The 18,954-nt window shown below is 44.0% G+C and carries 17 protein-coding genes; 7 read left to right on the top strand and 10 right to left on the bottom strand.

From position 1 onward, the window contains the following. Positions 1–353: 353 nt before the first annotated feature. The 9 genes from K0625_RS11735 to K0625_RS11695 all read right to left on the bottom strand — a co-directional run bounded on the left by K0625_RS11735 (position 354) and on the right by K0625_RS11695 (position 9,426). Complete coding sequence (locus K0625_RS11735; protein WP_220109871.1) at positions 354–1,343, bottom strand: alpha/beta hydrolase; 990 nt, start codon at positions 1,341–1,343, stop codon at positions 354–356. Continuing rightward, positions 1,344–2,204, bottom strand: coding sequence for a tryptophan 2,3-dioxygenase (kynA, locus tag K0625_RS11730; protein ID WP_220109870.1), 861 nt, complete (start codon positions 2,202–2,204; stop codon positions 1,344–1,346). It abuts the gene before it with no gap. A 2-nt stretch (positions 2,205–2,206) separates the two neighbouring features. Further along, positions 2,207–3,577 (bottom strand): FAD-dependent oxidoreductase, encoded by a 1,371-nt coding sequence (locus tag K0625_RS11725; protein WP_220109869.1) that lies wholly within the window; start codon positions 3,575–3,577, stop codon positions 2,207–2,209. Next, entirely contained in the window at positions 3,570–4,862 is a 1,293-nt protein-coding gene (kynU, locus tag K0625_RS11720) for a kynureninase (RefSeq protein ID WP_220109868.1), read from the bottom strand. Before kynU ends, K0625_RS11725 begins: the two co-directional genes overlap by 8 nt. 9 nt (positions 4,863–4,871) lie before the next feature. Beyond that, the gene (locus K0625_RS11715; protein ID WP_220109867.1) at positions 4,872–5,669 is read right to left on the bottom strand and encodes a 2-keto-4-pentenoate hydratase; all 798 of its coding nucleotides are present in this window, start codon (positions 5,667–5,669) and stop codon (positions 4,872–4,874) included. A gap of 51 nt (positions 5,670–5,720) precedes the next feature. Continuing rightward, positions 5,721–6,740: an amidohydrolase family protein gene (locus K0625_RS11710; RefSeq protein ID WP_220109866.1), complete on the bottom strand. Its 1,020-nt coding sequence runs from the start codon at positions 6,738–6,740 to the stop codon at positions 5,721–5,723. Beyond that, the gene (locus K0625_RS11705; RefSeq protein WP_220109865.1) at positions 6,737–7,306 is read right to left on the bottom strand and encodes a 3-hydroxyanthranilate 3,4-dioxygenase; all 570 of its coding nucleotides are present in this window, start codon (positions 7,304–7,306) and stop codon (positions 6,737–6,739) included. Before K0625_RS11705 ends, K0625_RS11710 begins: the two co-directional genes overlap by 4 nt. A 109-nt stretch (positions 7,307–7,415) precedes the next feature. Beyond that, a complete protein-coding gene (locus K0625_RS11700; protein ID WP_220109864.1) occupies positions 7,416–7,841 on the bottom strand; it encodes a RidA family protein in 426 nt (141 codons plus the stop codon). A 118-nt stretch (positions 7,842–7,959) separates the two neighbouring features. Further along, a complete protein-coding gene (locus K0625_RS11695; protein ID WP_220109863.1) occupies positions 7,960–9,426 on the bottom strand; it encodes a 2-hydroxymuconic semialdehyde dehydrogenase in 1,467 nt (488 codons plus the stop codon). Positions 9,427–9,758: 332 nt separating this feature from the next. Between K0625_RS11695 and K0625_RS11690 the strand changes: the two genes are divergently transcribed. The 4 genes from K0625_RS11690 to K0625_RS11675 all read left to right on the top strand — a co-directional run bounded on the left by K0625_RS11690 (position 9,759) and on the right by K0625_RS11675 (position 16,217). Further along, a complete protein-coding gene (locus K0625_RS11690; RefSeq protein WP_220109862.1) occupies positions 9,759–11,108 on the top strand; it encodes a sodium-dependent transporter in 1,350 nt (449 codons plus the stop codon). A 221-nt stretch (positions 11,109–11,329) separates the two neighbouring features. Continuing rightward, a complete protein-coding gene (locus K0625_RS11685) occupies positions 11,330–13,873 on the top strand; it encodes a TonB-dependent receptor plug domain-containing protein (protein WP_220109861.1) in 2,544 nt (847 codons plus the stop codon). A gap of 216 nt (positions 13,874–14,089) precedes the next feature. Then, positions 14,090–15,298, top strand: coding sequence for a class I SAM-dependent methyltransferase (locus tag K0625_RS11680; RefSeq protein WP_220109860.1), 1,209 nt, complete (start codon positions 14,090–14,092; stop codon positions 15,296–15,298). A 112-nt stretch (positions 15,299–15,410) separates the two neighbouring features. Beyond that, positions 15,411–16,217 carry a substrate-binding periplasmic protein gene (locus K0625_RS11675; protein ID WP_232847059.1) on the top strand — a complete coding sequence of 269 codons (807 nt, stop codon included), beginning with the start codon at positions 15,411–15,413 and terminating at the stop codon, positions 16,215–16,217. Between the two features lie 31 nt (positions 16,218–16,248). On the opposite strand, the gene K0625_RS11670 is transcribed toward K0625_RS11675, so the two are convergent. Next, positions 16,249–17,139, bottom strand: coding sequence for a LysR family transcriptional regulator (locus tag K0625_RS11670; protein ID WP_220109859.1), 891 nt, complete (start codon positions 17,137–17,139; stop codon positions 16,249–16,251). A 211-nt stretch (positions 17,140–17,350) separates the two neighbouring features. Here K0625_RS11670 and K0625_RS24600 point away from each other — a divergent pair, with 211 nt between their 5' ends. From K0625_RS24600 to K0625_RS11660, 3 genes are all read left to right on the top strand, one after another. Continuing rightward, complete coding sequence (locus K0625_RS24600; RefSeq protein ID WP_232847058.1) at positions 17,351–17,590, top strand: VOC family protein; 240 nt, start codon at positions 17,351–17,353, stop codon at positions 17,588–17,590. A gap of 72 nt (positions 17,591–17,662) precedes the next feature. Continuing rightward, on the top strand, positions 17,663–17,878 hold the full coding sequence (locus K0625_RS24595) for a VOC family protein (RefSeq protein ID WP_232847057.1): 216 nt from the start codon (positions 17,663–17,665) through the stop codon (positions 17,876–17,878). Positions 17,879–17,907: 29 nt separating this feature from the next. Beyond that, complete coding sequence (locus K0625_RS11660) at positions 17,908–18,870, top strand: MBL fold metallo-hydrolase (RefSeq protein ID WP_220109858.1); 963 nt, start codon at positions 17,908–17,910, stop codon at positions 18,868–18,870. The last annotated feature ends 84 nt before the right edge of the window (positions 18,871–18,954 follow it).

The raw sequence follows: 18,954 nt of genomic DNA, 5'->3' as shown, positions 1-18,954 counted from the left end.
AGCCATCAATATCTATTGATGGCTTTTTACTTTAATACAAGATTAAAGCTATCCACCACAGAGGACACAGAGAGAAGCAACTGCTTGAAAGGTTTTGAAAGCCTCCAGCTCTTCTCTGTGTACTCCGTGGAAGCGAAGCGCTCTGTGGTGAGAGTGTCTCTCCTTAACGATAAACCAAGGCTATCTACAGCATAGAAAACAGAGGGCCACGGAGAGGATAATAGTCATGGGCTAAACATTTATCGCAGCGAAGCGTTCTAGCAGTGAGCTTGCGAGCGTACTCGTAGGCACGCAGTGCCGCCCTAGCAGGGCAGAGCCCGCTCTTTTCCATGAGCGCCATGGTGAGAAGATCTCTAACACATCTGTTTTAGCACTTCCTCAAATAACCAAGTTCCTTCTACACCCAAATCCAAAATTACGTCAAAATGGTTTCGACCTGCAATTTCGCTAAAGGTAATATCAAACCCTTGCTCCTCCAGTTGAGCTTTCATGGCCAAACTTTGGCGCTTAAACTCACTGGTTTCATTATCACCAAAGGCGATAATCACTGGGCAGTGATGCTGAGTGGCATGGCGAAAAGGACTGTTGGCTTCGACCTCCTGCTCAGTTAGCTGCAGTGGATTATTAATAGTTGTGTGCAGCAGAGGGGCAATATCATAGATCCCGCTGACGGCGCATACACCCTTGATAAAGGGCTTTTTAGGAGCAAATGTAACAGGGCTATTAGCTAAGCCATTATTACTTAGATAGTTATTTGCCAAATAGCCTTGCCAATCGGTTTGTAGCATCATCAAACACAGATGAGCGCCAGCTGAGCTGCCTGATAGGTATACCTCATCGGCATCGAAACCGAGTTCATCGGCATGAGATACGAGCCACGCAAGGGCGCGGCGGTTCTGCTCTACGATTTCGGTTAAACTCGCCTTAGGTGCCAAGCTGTAGTTGATAACGGCGAAGTAGTGGCCCACTTGCTGAAAGGTGCGAGCGGCGAATGCAGACTCCTCCTTGGTGAGCTCCTGCCAGTAGCCGCCATGAATGTAGACATGCAGTTTTTTGCCTTTTGCACTTTGATGAGTCGGAAGAAACAGATCGAGTACTTCATCCTTACCTGTGTTACCGCTGTCAGCGTATTTAAGATCTCTTAAGACAGAGTTTTCGCTAACTGCTTGCTCGATAACAGTTTGGCTTTGATCTATATACTGCTGAATATAGATCATGATGTCATCGACACAGCTGCTGGGCGAGTACTCTATTTCAAGAGAGCCTTTATCAAAAGAAGCTTTTTCAAGAACCTCTTTTTCGAGATGGGCTTTCTCAAGCCTATCCTTATCTGAAGCTGACATTTACAGGTGTGTCCTTAGCTCGAACAGTTCAGGGAAAAAGCTGATATCCAAGGCCTTTTTAAGGAAGCTCACACCCGATGAACCACCAGTTCCCATTTTATTACCTATGATGCGTTGTACGGCATACATATGTTTAAAGCGCCACTGTTGAAAGGCGTCCTCGATATCAATTAACTTCTCTGCTAGCTCATAAAGCTCAAAATGTTCATCGGCATTACGATAGACGCTGAGCCAAGCATTAAGTACCGATTCATTGGCTTGATAAGGCTGAGTAAAATCACGATTGAGTGCGCTGTCATCGATAGCTAGCCCCTGTTTATGTAACACGCGAATGACCTCATCATAGAGGCTAGGACGTTCGAGGATCCCCTGCAGTTCGCTGTGTACCTGCGCATTACTCTCATGAACTTGGATAAGATCGGCATTTTTATTGCCAAGTAGGAACTCAATCTTACGATAACCGTAGGATTGAAAGCCGGAGGAGCGGCCCAGTGCGTCCCTAAATTTTAGGTAGTCAACAGGGGTTAAGGTCGACAGTATGTTCCAGGATTGAGTCAGCTGGTTTAAGATCTGTTTGACTCGTGAGATCACCTTAAAGGCGTGACTAAAATCACCCTGTTGAACATTGTGGATCATGGTGTCTAGCTCGTTGCCTGCCAGTTTTAACCACAACTCACTGGTTTGATGAATGATGATAAACAGCATCTCATCGTGAACCTCTGATTGTGGATGCTGGGCAGATAAAATCTGCTCAAGACAGAGATAATCACCGTAGGACATATCGTTGTTAAAGTCGGTATGGATGGAGTCTTCCATCTCTCGGGTATTGCCTTGTTTAGGATTATTATGTGGGCATACCATGATTATCTCTCCAGTTTCTCTAATACAAGTTTATGCAGCAGTTGGTAAACATGGGGGGATTGCCACTCTTGATGAATATTATCCAGTTGCATGATTTCGTCCATGATCTCGTTTTGTATGTCACCTGTGGTCAGCGCAGATGAGTAAGATTGATGCGGAGAGAAGGTGACCATCGAATAGAGAGGAACCCAAAGCTGTGGGTACATTCTATTGAATTCACTTTCAATCTTCTTGCGCAACAGGAAGTTACTATCGCCTGATAAATCACTCATTTCAACAAAGTTTCGTTTTGCCAGCTCGATAATGGCATCGCCATTGGGTTTTCTCTCCGCCTGATAGGCGGCTAAGATCTGTTCCCAATTGTGATCGTGGCTTTGAATCAATTCATTAAGAATACGGCAATCCTCAAAGCCGCAGTTCATCCCCTGTCCATAAAATGGCACCATGGCATGGGCTGCATCACCGATAAGCCCCACCTTGTTATTGACCACCCAAGGGTAGATATGAACTAGGCATAGAGGAGAGGCTGATTTCTGCATAAACTCATCGACTGGATTGTCTAGAAGGGGCAGGGCATCGGCAAAGTTATCTTCAAAAAATTGAGTGACTTTCTCCTTGCTATCTAGAGATTGAAAAGAGAGCTCCCCCTCATGATTTAAAAATAGGGTGCAGGTGAAAGAGCCATCAGCGTTAGGCAGTGCAATAAGCATAAAGGCTTTTCTTGGCCAGATATGAAGGGCGTTCTTTTCCAGTTTATGGCTGCCATCTTGGTTAGGGGCTATGGTCAGCTCAATATAGCTCTGTGGCATATATTCAAGGCTGTAACTTATCCTCTGTCTCGGTAGCTCTTGGGCTAAGCGCCTGACCTTAGAGAAAGCTCCGTCGGCGCCAAAAAGTAGATCGCTTTGATGTTGCTTACTCTCTCCCTCTTTGGTGGAGAACTCACTGTTTAGGGTATCGAAATCGAGCTGAGTCAGATGATGCTCAAAGTGGACATCAATTAATGGCTCCTCTTCGGCCAGAGAGATAAGCTGTTCATTGATCCCTGCGCGAGAGACTGACCAAATAGCTTGACCCTCCTTGCCGTAGGGCTGCTTGGTCAGGTTACCGGCTAGGTCGTGCATCACACGGCAATACATGGGGATGGCGTGCTCGCGAATCTTATCGTCGAGTCCCACCGCTTGCAGTGCTAGCCAGCCGCGATCGGAAAGGGCTAAGTTAATCGACTTACCTTGATAGATACTGGCTTTACGTGAATCGACTCTGGACTCAAATAGATCGACCTTGTACCCCTGTTTGGCTAACATGACCGAGAGTAGAGCGCCTACAGGCCCCGCCCCGGCAACTGTGATATTTTTTACCTGCTTATCCATGTTGCCTCCAGTTTTGCGCTAAGACTTTTAAGGTTTGCCCTAACAGATAGACATCTTCGAAGCTGTTATAAAGTGGCGTTGGTGCCAGTCTGATCACATCTGGCTCACGAAAGTCGGCAATGACTCCAGCTTTGGTAAGTGCCTCAAAGAACTCTTTATTGGTGCCCACTAGCTTGATTGAGAGCTGACAGCCACGTTGAGCAGGGTCGGTTGGAGTGATGATTTCAAGCTTAATATCGGTAAACTGATTAACGATATCGTTGAAGACAAACTCAAGGTAAGCGGTCAGCTTAAGGCTTTTGGCTCTGAGGTTTTCAATCCCCGCCTCGTGGAAGATATCCAGTGAGGATTTCAGTATCGCCATGCCCATCACCGGAGCGTTACTTATCTGCCAGCCCTCTGCGCCTGTCATTGGCTCAAAGCTATTTTCCATCAAGAAACGTCGCTCTTTATTGTGTCCCCACCAGCCACCGAAACGGTTGATTTCAGTGTTGTTGCCGTGGCGGTCGTTGACAAATATGCCGCCCACGTTACCTGCACTTGAGTTGAGGTATTTATAGGTACACCAAGCGGCAAAATCCACATCCCAGTCGTGAAGATGCATCGGGACGTTACCCACTGCGTGGGCCAGATCGAAGCCCGCTAATGCGCCGACATCATGGGCAGCTTTAGTGAGTCGTTGCATATCAAAAAGTTGACCGGTGAAGTAGTTAACGCCACCGAAAAACAGCAGTGCCAACTCATCGGCATTGTCATTGACTGCGGTGATGATGTCCTCTTCACGGATCAGGTATTCACCCTCTCGTGGGGAGATCTCAACAATGGCATCATCAGGGTCGAGTCCATGGTGACGCACTTGAGTTTCCAGCAGGTAGCGGTCTGATGGGAACATCTTGGCTTCACTGATTATCTTAAAGCGTTTGGCTGTTGGCTTATAAAAAGAGACAAACAGTAGATGCAGGTTAGTTGTCAGTGAGTTCATGCAAACCACTTCCGACTCGTTGGCACCGACTAGCTCTGCCGAGGCTGGGGTTAAGATTTCATGGTAACTGACCCAAGGATTGACAGCGTGAAAGTGTCCCTCAACGCCCCACTTAGCCCAATCTTCTAACTCTTGATTGATATGCTCTTTGGCTGTTTTAGGCTGTAATCCTAATGAGTTACCTGTGAAATAAAGCACCTCTTTGCCATCAATAACAGGATGATGAAATTGATCGCTATAGTGCGCTAGTGGATCATTCCTGTCTTGCTGCTGAGCAAATGCGAGTGTGTTTTCAAATGTCATGGTGATCCCTTATTTGCTAGCTTGGCTGCTGCTGTTGTTGCTTGTGTTGTTACAAGTACTGAACTGACAGGGCGATAGGCCCTCTATCTCAGTGGAGATGGTTTGTCCTGGCTTTAAGGCAACGGCAGCGGTTGCCGCCCCAGCTAAGATTATCTGCCCCGCTTGTAGCGATTCGCCATATTGGGCGACACAGCGAGCGGCTTCGATAAGCGAGTTAAGCGGATGGTCTAAAATATCTTTGCTACTGCCGCGCTCGACCTCAGCATCATTGACTTTGAGTATCATAGACAGACCGTCAATATTGGTGTCAGGGCTGTGCCAAGGTCCGACGACAAAGCCTGTGCTCGAGCAGTTATCGGCTATGACATCACTTAAGGAGAATTTAAAGTTTTGATAGCGGGAATCGATAACCTCAATTGCCCCTGCAACCGCGTCGATAGCGTCATATGCCTCCTCTTTGGTCACTATGCCTGAAAGTGGTTTTTTTAGGCGAAACGCGATCTCAGGCTCGGCTCTGGGGTGAACATATTTGCTTAAGTCTATGCTGCCGCCATCTTGGATCATCATGGCGTCGGTGAGTCGTCCCCAAATTAGATCGTCGACGCCCATCTGAATCATCTTGGCTTTGCTGGTAAATCCCATCTTGTAACCGACCAACTTCTCGCCTCGATTTAGCCTTTGTTCGATACTGATCTTCTGTACTTTATAGGCATCATCAAGGGATAACTGAGTGGTTGAAGAGAGCTGGGCTATGCTAGTCGCATCTGCCGCTGCCTGGTCAAGTTTTTTGGCTAAATCTATAAGCATAGGGTTTATCTCTTGTTATTTTGCTGATTTTTAACCGCTAGTTTTCGGCGGCTAAAGGGTAAAAAACTGTTCGGCGTTATCAGATAACAGCTTCTGCTTGGTTTGTTGATCTAGTTCGTTAGCACTTTTGATTAATTGCCCCATCTGCTGCTCTCCTAGGGGAAAAGGATAATCGGTGCCAAACATCAGCCTATCTGGGCCCATCTTCTTCACCAGCAGTGCCAAGGCATCGTGATCAAACACGGCAGTGTCGAGGTAGAAGCGATTGAGATAGTGGCTGGGCGGATGCTGGGAGTGGCCCCGTGCAATATCCTTATGCAGCCAAGCGTTCTCGAGTCGGCCAAGCAGAAAGGCAAAAGAGCCGCCACCATGGGCGAAACAGATTTTGAGTTTTTCACTGATATGATCGAAGCCGCCACCTAATATCATCGACACGATAGAGAGCTGGGTTTCTGCCGGCATGCCTACGGTCCAACCCATCATGTAATCTTTGGTGCGATCAGCAGCCATCATGTCCCAGGGGTGGACAAATACTGGAATATCTTCATCTGCGCAGTGTTGCAGGAAGGTGAGTATCCCTTTATCGTCCATGTTTTTCTCGCCAACATGGTTACCTATCTGCACGCCTACATGGCCGCAGGCTTTAGCGCGGCTTACCTCAATACAGGAGGCGTCGATATCTTGTAGGGGAACTTGAGCGAGGGCGAACAGACGTTTGTTGTTCTTAGCGCAGATATCAAGGGCGGCATCGTTAAAGAGCTGGGCACAATAACTGGCCTGGGCTACAGGGCGATCATAGGCAAAGAGAATTGGGGTGGCAGAGATGATCTGTTTATCGACCCCGTCACGGTCCATCTCATCTAGACGAATTTGTGGATCCCAACAGGCGGAGTAAACAGGCCTGAACTCTTGGCTGCCTCGCATTAACATGGCGCTGCTTGTCTGACGATTAAGGTTATCGTTGGCAGCGGTTTTATGGGCCATCCAGGGCCAGTTATTGCCGCCAAACTTTTTCTGCAAGTTTTCCCACTCACGTGGAATAAAGTGTGAGTGAATATCGGTAACCTTCATGACTTATCCTGCTCTTTATTTTCTAGTAGGGTCACCCAGCCTTGTGGGGGCTCTTTTCCTGGGTGCAGTTCGCCGCAATGGGGGCAGGTTCGGGCTAGCTCATCTTGGTAGAAAGCTTGATAGATGGGGGGGAGATCTCGAACAATCGATTTAAGTAACACCTCAACTCTGTGAACTAAGCCATCACATTTAAAGCAGTACCACTCGAAAGCATCTTTGGCGCCCTCTGGGCGTTTAGGCTCTATCACTAAACCTATGCTGCCTGGCATAGGGCGCTGGGGGGAGTGGCGAACATGGGGAGGGAGGAAAAAGATATCACCTTCACGGATAAACAGATCGCGGCACTTGCCCTCTTCGATGATCTTAAGCACCATGTCGCCTTTGAGCTGATAGAAGAATTCCTCGACAGGATCGTCATGAAAATCGGTACGCTGATTTGGACCACCGACCACAGTGACCATCATGTCGGTATTTTCCCAGATCTGTACGTTACCCACTGGTGGCTTGAGTAGGTGCTGATGCTCATCTATCCACTGCTGAAAGTTAAACGCGGCTAATTTACTCATCTGTTTACCTTCTATTAAAATTTATTATTCTTGTCGCAACTCGCAACTCGCAACTCGCAACTCGCAACTCGCAACTCGCAACTCGATATTAGGACCTAAAACCTAAAACCTAAAGCGGCTTGTAGGCCACGGCTTTACACTCAATCAAGAGGTGTGGGTGCGGCAGTTGATGTACCGCAACTGTGGTGCGAGTAGGACCGTCGTAGTCAAAGTATTCTGAATAGACACGGTTGTAGCCGGCAAAGTCATTCATGTTGACGAGGAAGGTGCTGATCTCGACTAGATCAGTTAAATCGGCATCGACGGATCGCAATAGGTCTCGAATATTGTCAATCACTGCACGAGTTTGAACTTCAATATCTAGATTGGTTGCACCCATCTCATCGACCTCAACACCAGCAAAGCTGTTATCTGGCAATCTTGAGCTTGTGCCAGAAACATAGATAAAATCGCCAGCACGTTTAAGGTGGGGGAAGCTACCTCTTGGTTTAGCTTTTCCCGCGACGAGTGTTGCTTCTGTTTTGTTATCTTTCATTGCTCTGCTCTCATATTCGCTGCTTGCTGGTACTATTTACTTAGCTTTCGTCATGTCTTAGTCATCTGGTTTTAACCATCTACTTGCTGCTGCCGCGCTTGTGTTACTTAAACGTTAGTCAACTATCGATATGGACGCAGATATTGACTGGCTCGCTATAGAAGGCGAGGGAGTGTTTTCCTCCTTCACGACCAATTCCGGATAGTTTTACGCCGCCGAAAGGAGCACGAAGATCCCGCAGGAACCAAGTATTCACCCACACAAGTCCGACATCTAACTGGGGGGAGACACGATGGGCGCGGGAGATGTTCTCTGTCCATACCGAAGCGGCGAGGCCATAGTCAGTGTTATTGACTCTCTCTATCACCTCATCTTCATCATCAAAGGGGGATACATGGCAGATGGGACCGAAGATCTCCTCCTGATTCACTCGCGCATCATCACTGAGTCCGGTGATGATAGTTGGCTCGATAAAGCAGCCCATATCACGCTCGTCATTAAACTTAGGGACACCGCCACCAGTGACAAAGGTCGCACCTTCATTTTTGGCGAGTTGATAGTAGGAGAGGACCTTTTGCTGGTGGACTTTAGAGACCAGTGGGCCGATAAATACATCTTTATCTTTTGGGTAGCCTATCTTTATCTGCTCCGCTTCACGCTTAAGACCTTGGATAAAAGCGTCGAAAAGAGAGCGGTGAACATAGACTTTCTCAGTGCAGAGGCAAACCTGTCCGCAGTTGGTAAAGCTAGAGCGAGTTACGCCCTTTATCGCTTTATTAAGATCTGCATCGGCAAAAACGATGGCTGAGTTTTTACCGCCAAGTTCAAATGAGATAGGTTTTACTCGCTCAGCAACCGATCGCATTATCTGTTTTCCTGTGGAGGATGCGCCTGTGAAAGTGATGGCATCGATTCCGTGGTGGCTGGTCAGTGCATCGCCAACGGCACTACCTCGCCCTAAAATCAGGTTAAATGCGCCTTTGGGGATACCCACTTCATCCATCACCTTTGCAAGAAGAAAAGCGGTGGATGAGGTCTCCTCTGAGGGCTTTAATATCACGCTATTACCGCACGCCATGGCAGGGGCAATTTTCCAGGTAGCCAATAGTAGAGGTAGGTTCCAAGGGGAGATAACCCCAACCACGCCTAGAGGTTTATTGACACTGTAGTTGAGTGCTTTATCACCCGTTGGGGTGTCAGTGATAAAGGTTTCTCCCGAATTAAACTTCGCCAGATCGGCAAAAAACCGGAAGTTAGCTGTGCCACGGGGAATATCTATGGTTTTGACTTGGAAAAGGGATTTGCCTGTGTCGGTAATTTCAGCTGTAATAAACTCTTCTTCACGTTCAGCCATTCTATCGGCCACCTTGTGTAGCAGAGCGCAGCGCTCATTGACTGTCATCTTGCCCCAAGTTGAGTCTTGAGCGGCTCGTGCGCTTATTACCGCATCTTCAATCATCTTTGGTGTTGCTTCACTGATACGGGCAACTGTTTGACCATTTACAGGGTTAATATTGTCGAAATGAGTGTCGCTATTAATGAAATGACCATCAATGTAGCTGGTTAATATAGGTAACTCAGACATCTGTCTCGCCCTTAATTCGCAGTCGATATGGATTTGAATATATTTTTAAGGTTATCTGCTTTTAAAAAATAACCATAATTTTATAAATCTTCTATTTAGATACAAAAAATGAATGCTTTGTTATTAGGCCATAGGTTTACAGGCTTGATGGGGGCAGTGTTTGAGTGTTTTTGAGTGTGATAATGATTACTACCTTTGTTACGCATTTGTTGTTTTGCTGAAGATAAAAAGCTGGGCAGTGTGATTTTTGTCCGTATGATGGAGATATACAAATAATAACAAAACAATAATAAGCCTTTATTTTACATGGCTTTAGAATAAGGTTGTTAAGTATGAGTGTACGTGGACAGTTTTCATCTAAGCTTGGTTTTGTACTCGCGGCGGCAGGGTCTGCTGTGGGACTGGGGAACATTTGGGGTTTCCCTACTCAGGTTGCTAGTAATGGTGGTGCCGCTTTTGTTTTAGTCTATTTGATATTAACGTTTTTATTAGCCTATCCCATTTTAATGGCTGAGTTAGTGATAGGACGTTATTCACAGTCGAATATGGTTAATGCGCTTCAGGGAATATCCCAAGGGCCTGTTAGTAAATTAAGTGGAAAGCTATCTGGTTACTGGGCACTTACGGTTGTTTGTTTAATTTTAAGTTTTTACTCCATCGTTGCGGGTTGGATGTTGGCTTATGCACTAGCGTCTATCACTGACCTATTAGGCTTAGAACAAATATCGCTTTGGTTAACGGCGTTTTCAACACCACGAAACTTAATATTTTGTTTTATCTTCTCTTTATTAACCATAGGGATTGTTCATAAGGGGGTGAGTAATGGAATAGAGAAGTGGTCGGCCAGATTGATGCCTCTGCTATTAATTTTACTTATCTCATTGATTATTTTCGTGGCGACCCTCGATGGTGCTGCTTTAGGTTGGGAAGTTTATGTGATCCCTGACTTTGCTAAAATATTACATTCAGATCTCTTAATTAGTGCTTTAGGTCAGGCCTTCTTCTCACTCTCTTTGGGTGTTGGAACCATGCTTATTTACGGATCATACATCAGTAAAAAAGAGAATATCGTGACCTTAGGAGCTCAAGTCACCTTAGTGGATATTGGTATTGCAATATTAGCGGGCATGTTAATTATTCCTGCCATGTATGTGGCACAACATAATGGCGTGACTATTTTCACCGAGGCTGGAGAATTAATTAATGGTGATAGATTGATATTTACAGTGATCCCTGAGTTATTTACAGCGATGGGGGATCTTGGCAATGTTATCTCTTTTGTCTTTTTCTCCCTGATGGCGATTGCAGCCGTCACCTCATCTATCTCTATGCTTGAAGTGCCAGTTGCTTATACGGTTGAGAACAGCTCACAACCCAGAAGTCGTGCCACTTGGTTAATTGGTGGCATCATCATGCTGATAAGTACCAGTATTGTATTTAATTTTGAATTGCTATTTGGGGCGGTGATTTCATTTACCACTCAATATAGCCAACCTCTACTTGGGTTAGTTTTATCTCTATTTGCTGGGTGGGTGTGGCGACGAGACTCGATATTAAATGAGTTGAAGTTGGGTTGTCCTGATATTGAGCATTCACTGTTTTGGAAAATATGGCCAAGTTATGTTCGCTTTGTTTGTCCTGTGATTATTTTGGTGATGTTTTACCACTCAGTGTTTAATTAGTTTTATCTTTTTAATCTGTATGTTTTTATATTGTTTAAATGGGCTCATTGTTGTATCAGCATTAAATAGCTGCGCTATTAAACTCTAGCGCTATTTAATACTGAGAATGGAATTTAAAATCATAACTGTTTTACCTCAGACTTGTCAGTATTAAGCCTTAAACCTAAAAGAATAGGCTTTGGCAAGTTATTGCTCAGGTAAAGTGATAGGGAGTTATTATAATGAGAATATTCCGCGCTAATTCATTAACGCTTGCGATAGGTATCGCTCTTGGGAGCACCAGTGTGGCTGTTCAGGCCGCCGATGAGGCATCAGCCGAGCAAGAGGTGGAGACCATTTCGATTTTGGGTACTAGGGTTTCGAATCGAACTGCAACAGAGTCTGCGGTTCCCGTTGATATTATCAGTGCAGAGAGCTTAACCCGTGGCGGTTTTACTGAGCTAGGACAGAGTCTACAGGCCAGTGTTCCTTCGTTTAATTTCAGTCGAACTCAAGTCTCTGATGGATCAGATCTATTTCGTCCCGCTACACTGCGTGGGCTACAACCGGATCAGACCTTGGTATTAATAAATGGCAAGCGTCGCCATAATCAAGCGATATTTGGCCTTAATGGCACTGTTGGTGCTGGCGCGGCGGGAACGGACATGAATGCCATTCCGTTGATTGCACTTAAAGATGTACAGGTGTTGCGTGATGGTGCTGCGGCGCAATATGGATCGGATGCCATCGCTGGTGTGATTAATTTATCTCTTAGAGACAGCACAGACGTTACCTCTGGTTATATACAGGGCGGGAGTACGGGTGAGGGAGATGGCGATAACTACTCCCTTGGCTTAAACACAGGCTTTGATCTTGGTGATGATGGCGGCTTTATTAATCTCTCCTTTGAGTACCGCGATGCCGATGGCACTAACCGCGCTCAAAGGGACATGGGAGGTTCTTCAACTGTGCCCAACGGGAGTGCACTCTCCGATGAGGTACGTTGGAGTCAAGGTAATGCTGATTCAGAATTTAAATCGATGTTTTACAATGCCATGATGCCGGTGGGGGAGTTTGAGCTTTACTCTTTCGGTGGCTATTCAAATCGTACCGCGTTAGGCAATGGTTTTTGGCGTAATTTTGATGAGGCCGAAAAAGTTGTTCCTCAAGTCTATCCCGATGGTTTTCTGCCGCGTATTTTTAACGAGGCGCAGGATACCTCAATTGCCGCTGGTTTAAGAGGGGATATTAATGATGATTGGCAGTTTGACCTCTCAGCTGTTTATGGACAAAACCGTTATGACTTTGATTCGAGAAACACCATTAATGCTTCCTATGCTGCCGAGTATCTTTATAACAATCCAGGTGCAACCGATGCAGAGATAGCCGCTAACTCAGGACCAACTTCTGGCTATTCGGGTGGTTTCCGCTTCGACCAAACCACCTTAAATGCTGATATTAGTGGTGTTGTGGATACAGGTTGGGACTCGCCGATATATGTGGCGTTTGGTAGTGAATACCGCAGTGAAAACTATGAGATTGTGGCCGGTGAACTGGCCTCCTACTCCTGCGGTAGCTCAAATGCAAGTGACCCCTTCCCTTCAGTGATGGATTCAGCAGTCTCTGCTGGTTGTGGTTTTCAGGCTTACCCTGGTTTAAGGCCTAATGCGGCGGGTGAAGCTGACAGAAGCAGTTATGCCTTCTACCTAGACCTTGAAACTAATTTTTTTGATGACTGGATGCTAGGCGCTGCGCTTCGTTTCGAAGACTTCTCAGATTCAGGCAGTGATCTCGTGGGTAAGCTGTCATCACGTTTTGATGTTAGTGATGCATTTGCCATACGCGGCGCAGTCTCTACAGGCTTTAGGGCGCCATCACTGCAGCAAAGTGCTTATACCGCTTATACTACCAATCTTGGTGATAACGGCGAACTAATTAACTCATTTACTGCTACAGTGGGAACAGACTTCCCCTCGGCTCTCGGAGTGGATAGTCTAAAACTTGAAACCTCAAAAAACCTAAGTTTAGGTTTTGTGCTTAACCCTACCGATGATCTTTCTGTCACCTTAGATGCTTATCGAATTGAGATTGAAGATAGAATTACCTTAGGTAGCCTTTTGAAAGCTGAAGATGTGGCTTTCAGTTCTGAAGCGGTTGCAGCCTTGGCTGCGACAGGGGCTCAACAAGCTAACTACTTCTCTAATTCGGTTAACTCAACTACTCAAGGGGTAGATCTGATTGTGACCCATCAGGCTGAGCTATTTGGCGGCGATTTAAATACTACCTTTGCGGGGAACCTTAATGAGACCAAAATAGACAGTGTGAATGCACCTGAGGGGATCCCTGAGGACGTTGCACTGGATAAGCTTCAGCGTAGCTTCTTAACCGATGGTCAGCCGAAAGAGCGTGTGACTTTAACGTTTGATTACAGTAAAAATGACTGGCAAGCCATGGTTAGGGCTAATTACTTTGGCGAAACCGACGTGACCTACTTTGGTAATGAGCATATTGGCTTACCTGGTTTTCTTTCTCCCACAGGTTCATTTAAACCGACGAGTACTGTAGAAGCCGCAGTATTAGTAGATATTAACTTAGAGTATCACTTTACAGATTCTTTAAGTGTCTCCGCGGGGGTGAATAATATCTTCGATGTGACCCCCGATGAGCTTGGCGCCGATGAGCCACTCGATTTTATTACTAATCAGGCATTTCAATACCCTGTAAGGGCGCTGCCATATGGCTTCGACGGGATCACTTACACGGCCAAGGTTAACTTTACTTTCTAGAGCAAACTTCTCAATACCTAGCTAAGTTAAAGAAATAAAACCACTGAGTAATCTCAGTGGTTTTTTATTTTGTTCATTTAAGCTATCCCTATTTCAGTCTAAAATATTAGTTTTGACAGTAAGTTATGGGGCTAATATCTATTTTCTAGTTCATAATGTTATGGTAAAAATAGCGAGTAACATTCAATTTTAATTGATTATAACTGGAGATGGACAGTGGATCAGACGACCAGCAAAGTGAAGAGCATGTATGAGCAGTACCCTTATCCGTCAGGGGACCCGACAATTAGACCTGGGTTTGATATCAGACTGCTACTTAGTTATGTTGCAAACCAGCGAACCTCTGATAAGCCTCTACAGGTATTGGATGCAGGTTGCGGTCGTGGCCCAGGCGTTTTAGGCGCTGCTTCACTTCAACCAGATGTGATGTTTACCGCTATTGATATCAACTCGGTTGGCCTTGCAGAGGCCAGTGCTAATGCAAAAGCGCGGGGGCTGACTAACATCAACTTCGTGCAAGCAGATTTGATGACATTAGAGGGGCTGGAGGTGCCAGAGGGGGGATTTGATGTGATCTACTCCTCAGGGGTGTTGCATCACTTGGCAGATCCACAGGTAGGTTTAAATAATCTCACGAAAATTCTTGCTCCCCATGGTGTTATATCATTGATGCTTTATGGCAGCTTTGGGCGACAAGCCCTGTATCGACTAATCGAAGGGATAGATATTCTCAGCCCTAAAGATGATCCGATTGAGAGTCGAATCCCCATGGGAAGGTTGCTTGCTAAGGCGGCAGAAGAGACGGTTTTTAAAGATAACTATTGGAAAAATACCTATCGAAACCCCGATGTTGAATTTGTCGATACCTGCTTGAATGTTAATGAAGTCAGTTATGACATCACCTCATTATGGCAACTCATTGAACAAGCTAATATGAAGTTTGTGCGTTGGGTCGAGCCTGATGTCTGGTCGGTAGAGAAGCGCTTTGATGATCCAGAGCTACTGGAAAGACTACAAGGCTTGAGTGATGTTGAGCAGTATCAGATAATTGAGCGTCTGTTTGAGGTGCCTAAACTGGATTTTGTTATCTGCGGTGCTGATAATTTTGCCAAGCCTAAGCTAACAGAAGCCGAGGTAGATTCCAGTATCTTTGCGGTGAATCCAGAAACCTCTTTTTCTATCGAAAAGCGCAATCAAAATCAGTCTCAAAGGATTGAAAGTGTCAGCTACAAGGTAAGGCATCGAGAGAGCCAAAATGTGACCGACCCTATCCTTGCTCAGTTAGTCTTGTTACTTGCGGAGCAGACGACCTGTTTTAGTGGTGCAGATTTGGTGAATGTGCTGGCTCAAAGTAGTGTAGATAGAGAGATTGCCATCGAGGTGATTTTCGATCTGCTTGATGAGGAAGTGCTCTTTATTCCATAAGCCTTTTATTTCATTATCCCAAACACCTAAAATCGGTTTGCTTAACACTCATAATTTAAATCCTGAACTAAACTAATTGTTACCGATGACGGTGTTTAGTTCAGGGGATGATATGAAAACTGTATCGCTGTTTCTTGCTACTTTAATGTGTTCTTTCGTGTCATATCTGGCCCTCGCTGCGGATACGCAAGTGGAGGTCTATGCTGATGACTCCTATCCTCCCTATTCATATGTTGAAAATGGTGAGCTTAAGGGGATCTATACCGAGATCCTTCAAAAGGCATTCTCAAGGATGGAGGGGTATAAGGTTAAGATTAAGCCTGTACCTTGGAAGCGGGGCTTATCATATATCGAGAATGGTAAAGGGTTCGCTATCTACCCTCCCTACCATAGAACCAAAGAGAGGCCCTATATGTGGCCCTACTCAATTCCCATTTTGGACGAGAGGGTGATTGTTGTTTGCCGTGCTGAAGTATTAACCCGCTCTATCAGGCCTATCTGGCCCGATGATTACTTTGGTTTAGTGATTGGTAATAATGCCGGCTTCTCATCTGGGGGGGATAGATTCTGGGAAGCGGTGAAAGATGGCAAGATCACAGTCAATGAAGCCAATGGCAATGAGAAAAATATCATGATGTTGGGCTTAGGCAGAACCGATTGCTATATGAATGATAGGATCTCAATTCTGTGGGAGCTGAAACAACTTAAAGCCAATGGGATGTATGATGAAGGCGGAAAGCATGCCAGATTAATGGAAGGTGCAACCATCAGTATCGAGCAAGGTTTTCTCGCCTTTACAGCTACTGGCGCCGATAAGTTTCCTCATATGGACGATTTTATCTTACAGTTTGATACCGTTATCTACGCCATGAGACGAAGTGGCGAGCTACAGAAGATCCTTGATGATTTTGTTAGGTGATTTTTACTCTGCTCTATTATATTTGGCTCTGTTATCTGTTTTTCAGATTAACCCTTAAATAGTCAATTAGAAGCTTAACTCTCAGAGGAATTCTATCTCTAACTGGGTAAAGAATTTTAAATGGAACTTCAGAAGCTATATACTCAGGAAGAACTCTAATTAAGGAGCCATTTTTTATATGTTCTTCAATCATCCAGATTGGTAACTCTCCAATTCCAATACCATTTATAACACTAGCTAGTATTGCATCACCATTATTACTTGCTAGGTTACCATTGACGTTAACATTTTCGCTTTTATTATCTTTTGTCAGCGTTAAGTTTCTATATGATTTAAAAAGTGTGTAATTTATGAAATTGTGTTGTTTTAAATCTTTAGGCTTTATTGGTTTTCCATGGTGCTTTATATACTCAGGTGAAGCTATAAGCCATAGAGGGTTTTTGCAAAGACTTAGTGCTATCAGAGATGAATCATCAAAGTGACGATTTGCCCTTATAGCAATATCAAATGATTTTGAAATAATATCTTCTTGGGTATCACTTAAGATCATTTCAATTTTTATATCTGGGTGTTTTTTATAAAAATCTGGAAATAAAGGGACGAGAACTCTAGATGCAAAAGGAATTGGTGCTGTTATCTTCACTGTTCCTTTTTCTGAGTTTTTACTGTTTCTCAATTGGTTTTCAATGTTATCTATATCTGAAAGAGATTTTTTGCATTGTTCGTAGTACGTTTTTCCATCATCAGTTAGAGATAACTTACGGCTACTTCTGTTTATTAACTGACAGTCTAGTTCTTTTTCTAATAGTAAAACCTTTTTACTTACAGTTGCTTGGCTTGTATTTAGTTGATTTGCCGCTTCTGTGAAACTGCTAGTTCGTGCAACTGCTTCAAATGAGCGCATTGCGCTTAGTTTATCCATATCATTCCAAAATTGAATATTATCTATTCACATTACATTGTTTTATTTTGTTTTGCTAGAGTGTATTGTCTCTGGTGTAATGCTTTGTCAATCAATAGTTTTGCAGGTGTATATCTTGTCTTGAGCGGTGGTTTTTCTACATTTAGAGTTTGTTATAGTGATGTCATTATTTATTTTTTTACAATGTGACATTCACTTTATTGGAGAGAGTATGAGTAAAGGTATCCCAGGATTAAAAGGTGGTGATCATATTGGTTTTACTGTCCCAGATATAGAGGAGGCAACTACATTCTTTGTCGATGTGATCGGTTGTAGTGTTCTTTATGATGCAGGACCTTTTATTTCTGATGATGATTGGATGAATAAAAATTTAAATGTTCACCCAAGATCCGTAATTCGAAAATATCGTATGCTGAAATGCCAAAATGGACCATCCTTTGAGATTTTTTAATATGAATCTCCTGATCAGAATAAATCACAAGTAAAAAATAGTGATTATTCAGGGCATCACTTAGCTCTATATGTGACAGATATAGATAGCGCAACTAATTATTTGAAGTCTCACCAAGTCAAAGTTTTAGGCGAAGTAAAAATTGTTGAAGAAGGTCCTACTTCAGGGTTGCAGTGGATCTATTTTCTATCTCCTTGGGGGATGCAATTAGAGCTAGTGAGTTATAACCAAGGTTTAGGTTATGAAGATGGAACAATGATGTCTCAATGGTCACCATATCAGCATTAAACGGTTTGTTTTATAATAAGGAGATAAGTATGAAAAAGAGCACGTTTTTATTAGTTATTGGTTTATTTTCGGCTAGTGTTTTAGCTGGTGATCCTATTTGGGATGCTAATAAAGTGGTACTTAAATCAGAGAAATTAGCTGAAGGAGTGTATGCTTACTATCCTGAAATGGCTAAAGTAAAAGAGAAAAAAGGAATCCCAGTAGCGACCAGTGGTGGATATATTGTTGGTGATAATGGCGTGTTAATGATTGAGACCATGCTTAACAAACGACTTTATGAACAAGTTGAGAGTATGATTAAAAAGCAATCAAATAAGCCAGTCCTATATGCTGTGAATACGAGCTATCATGGAGATCACTCTTATGGGAATATGTATTTATCTGATGAGACACAAGTTATTCAACATAAAGTAGCCAAAGAGTATATTGATAAGCACTTTAATGCTGATACAGAGTTCATGATACAAAACTTTGGTCGTGGTCGGGGAATCGAAAAGATTAAACCTGTTACTGGGGATATTCTATTGTCTGATGGTGCTCAAATTACTTTAGATTTAGGTGGAAAACAGGTTGATATTATTGACTTCGGTTTTGCTCAAACAGGTGGTGATCTTTTTATATGGGAGCCTGAGTCAAAAGTGATGTGGACAGGAAACCCTATTATAACTGTTAAGCCCTCTTTGCCATGGTTGTTAGATGGTCATCTTATTGAAACTTTGACTACTCTACAGAGTGTTTACGACTTTCTTCCAGAGGATGCTCGAATTGTCCCAGGACATGGCTCTGTTATGTTAAAGGAAGATCTAAAGTGGCATATTGATTATTTAGAAGCAGTTACGGCTCAAGTTCAGAAAGCTATTGATGGTGGTCTAACACTAGAGGAAACAGTTGAAAAAGTTACTCTTCCTGAGTTTCAAGGTTACCAATTATATCCTTGGGTTCATCCTAGCTTAAATGTCCCTGCAGCTTATAAGGACCTTAGTGAAAAATAAATATATATTAAGGGTAATGTTCAATTACCCTTAATATGGGTTTAGTTTGTCAGTTAATTTGATTTATATAGTGCTTTAAAATTA

Origin of the sequence: Shewanella nanhaiensis (assembly GCF_019457885.1) — a bacterium.
GTDB lineage: Bacteria > Pseudomonadota > Gammaproteobacteria > Enterobacterales > Shewanellaceae > Shewanella > Shewanella nanhaiensis.
Note: the sequence above shows the minus strand (reverse complement) of the source record. Positions and strands in the feature narration are given on the sequence as shown.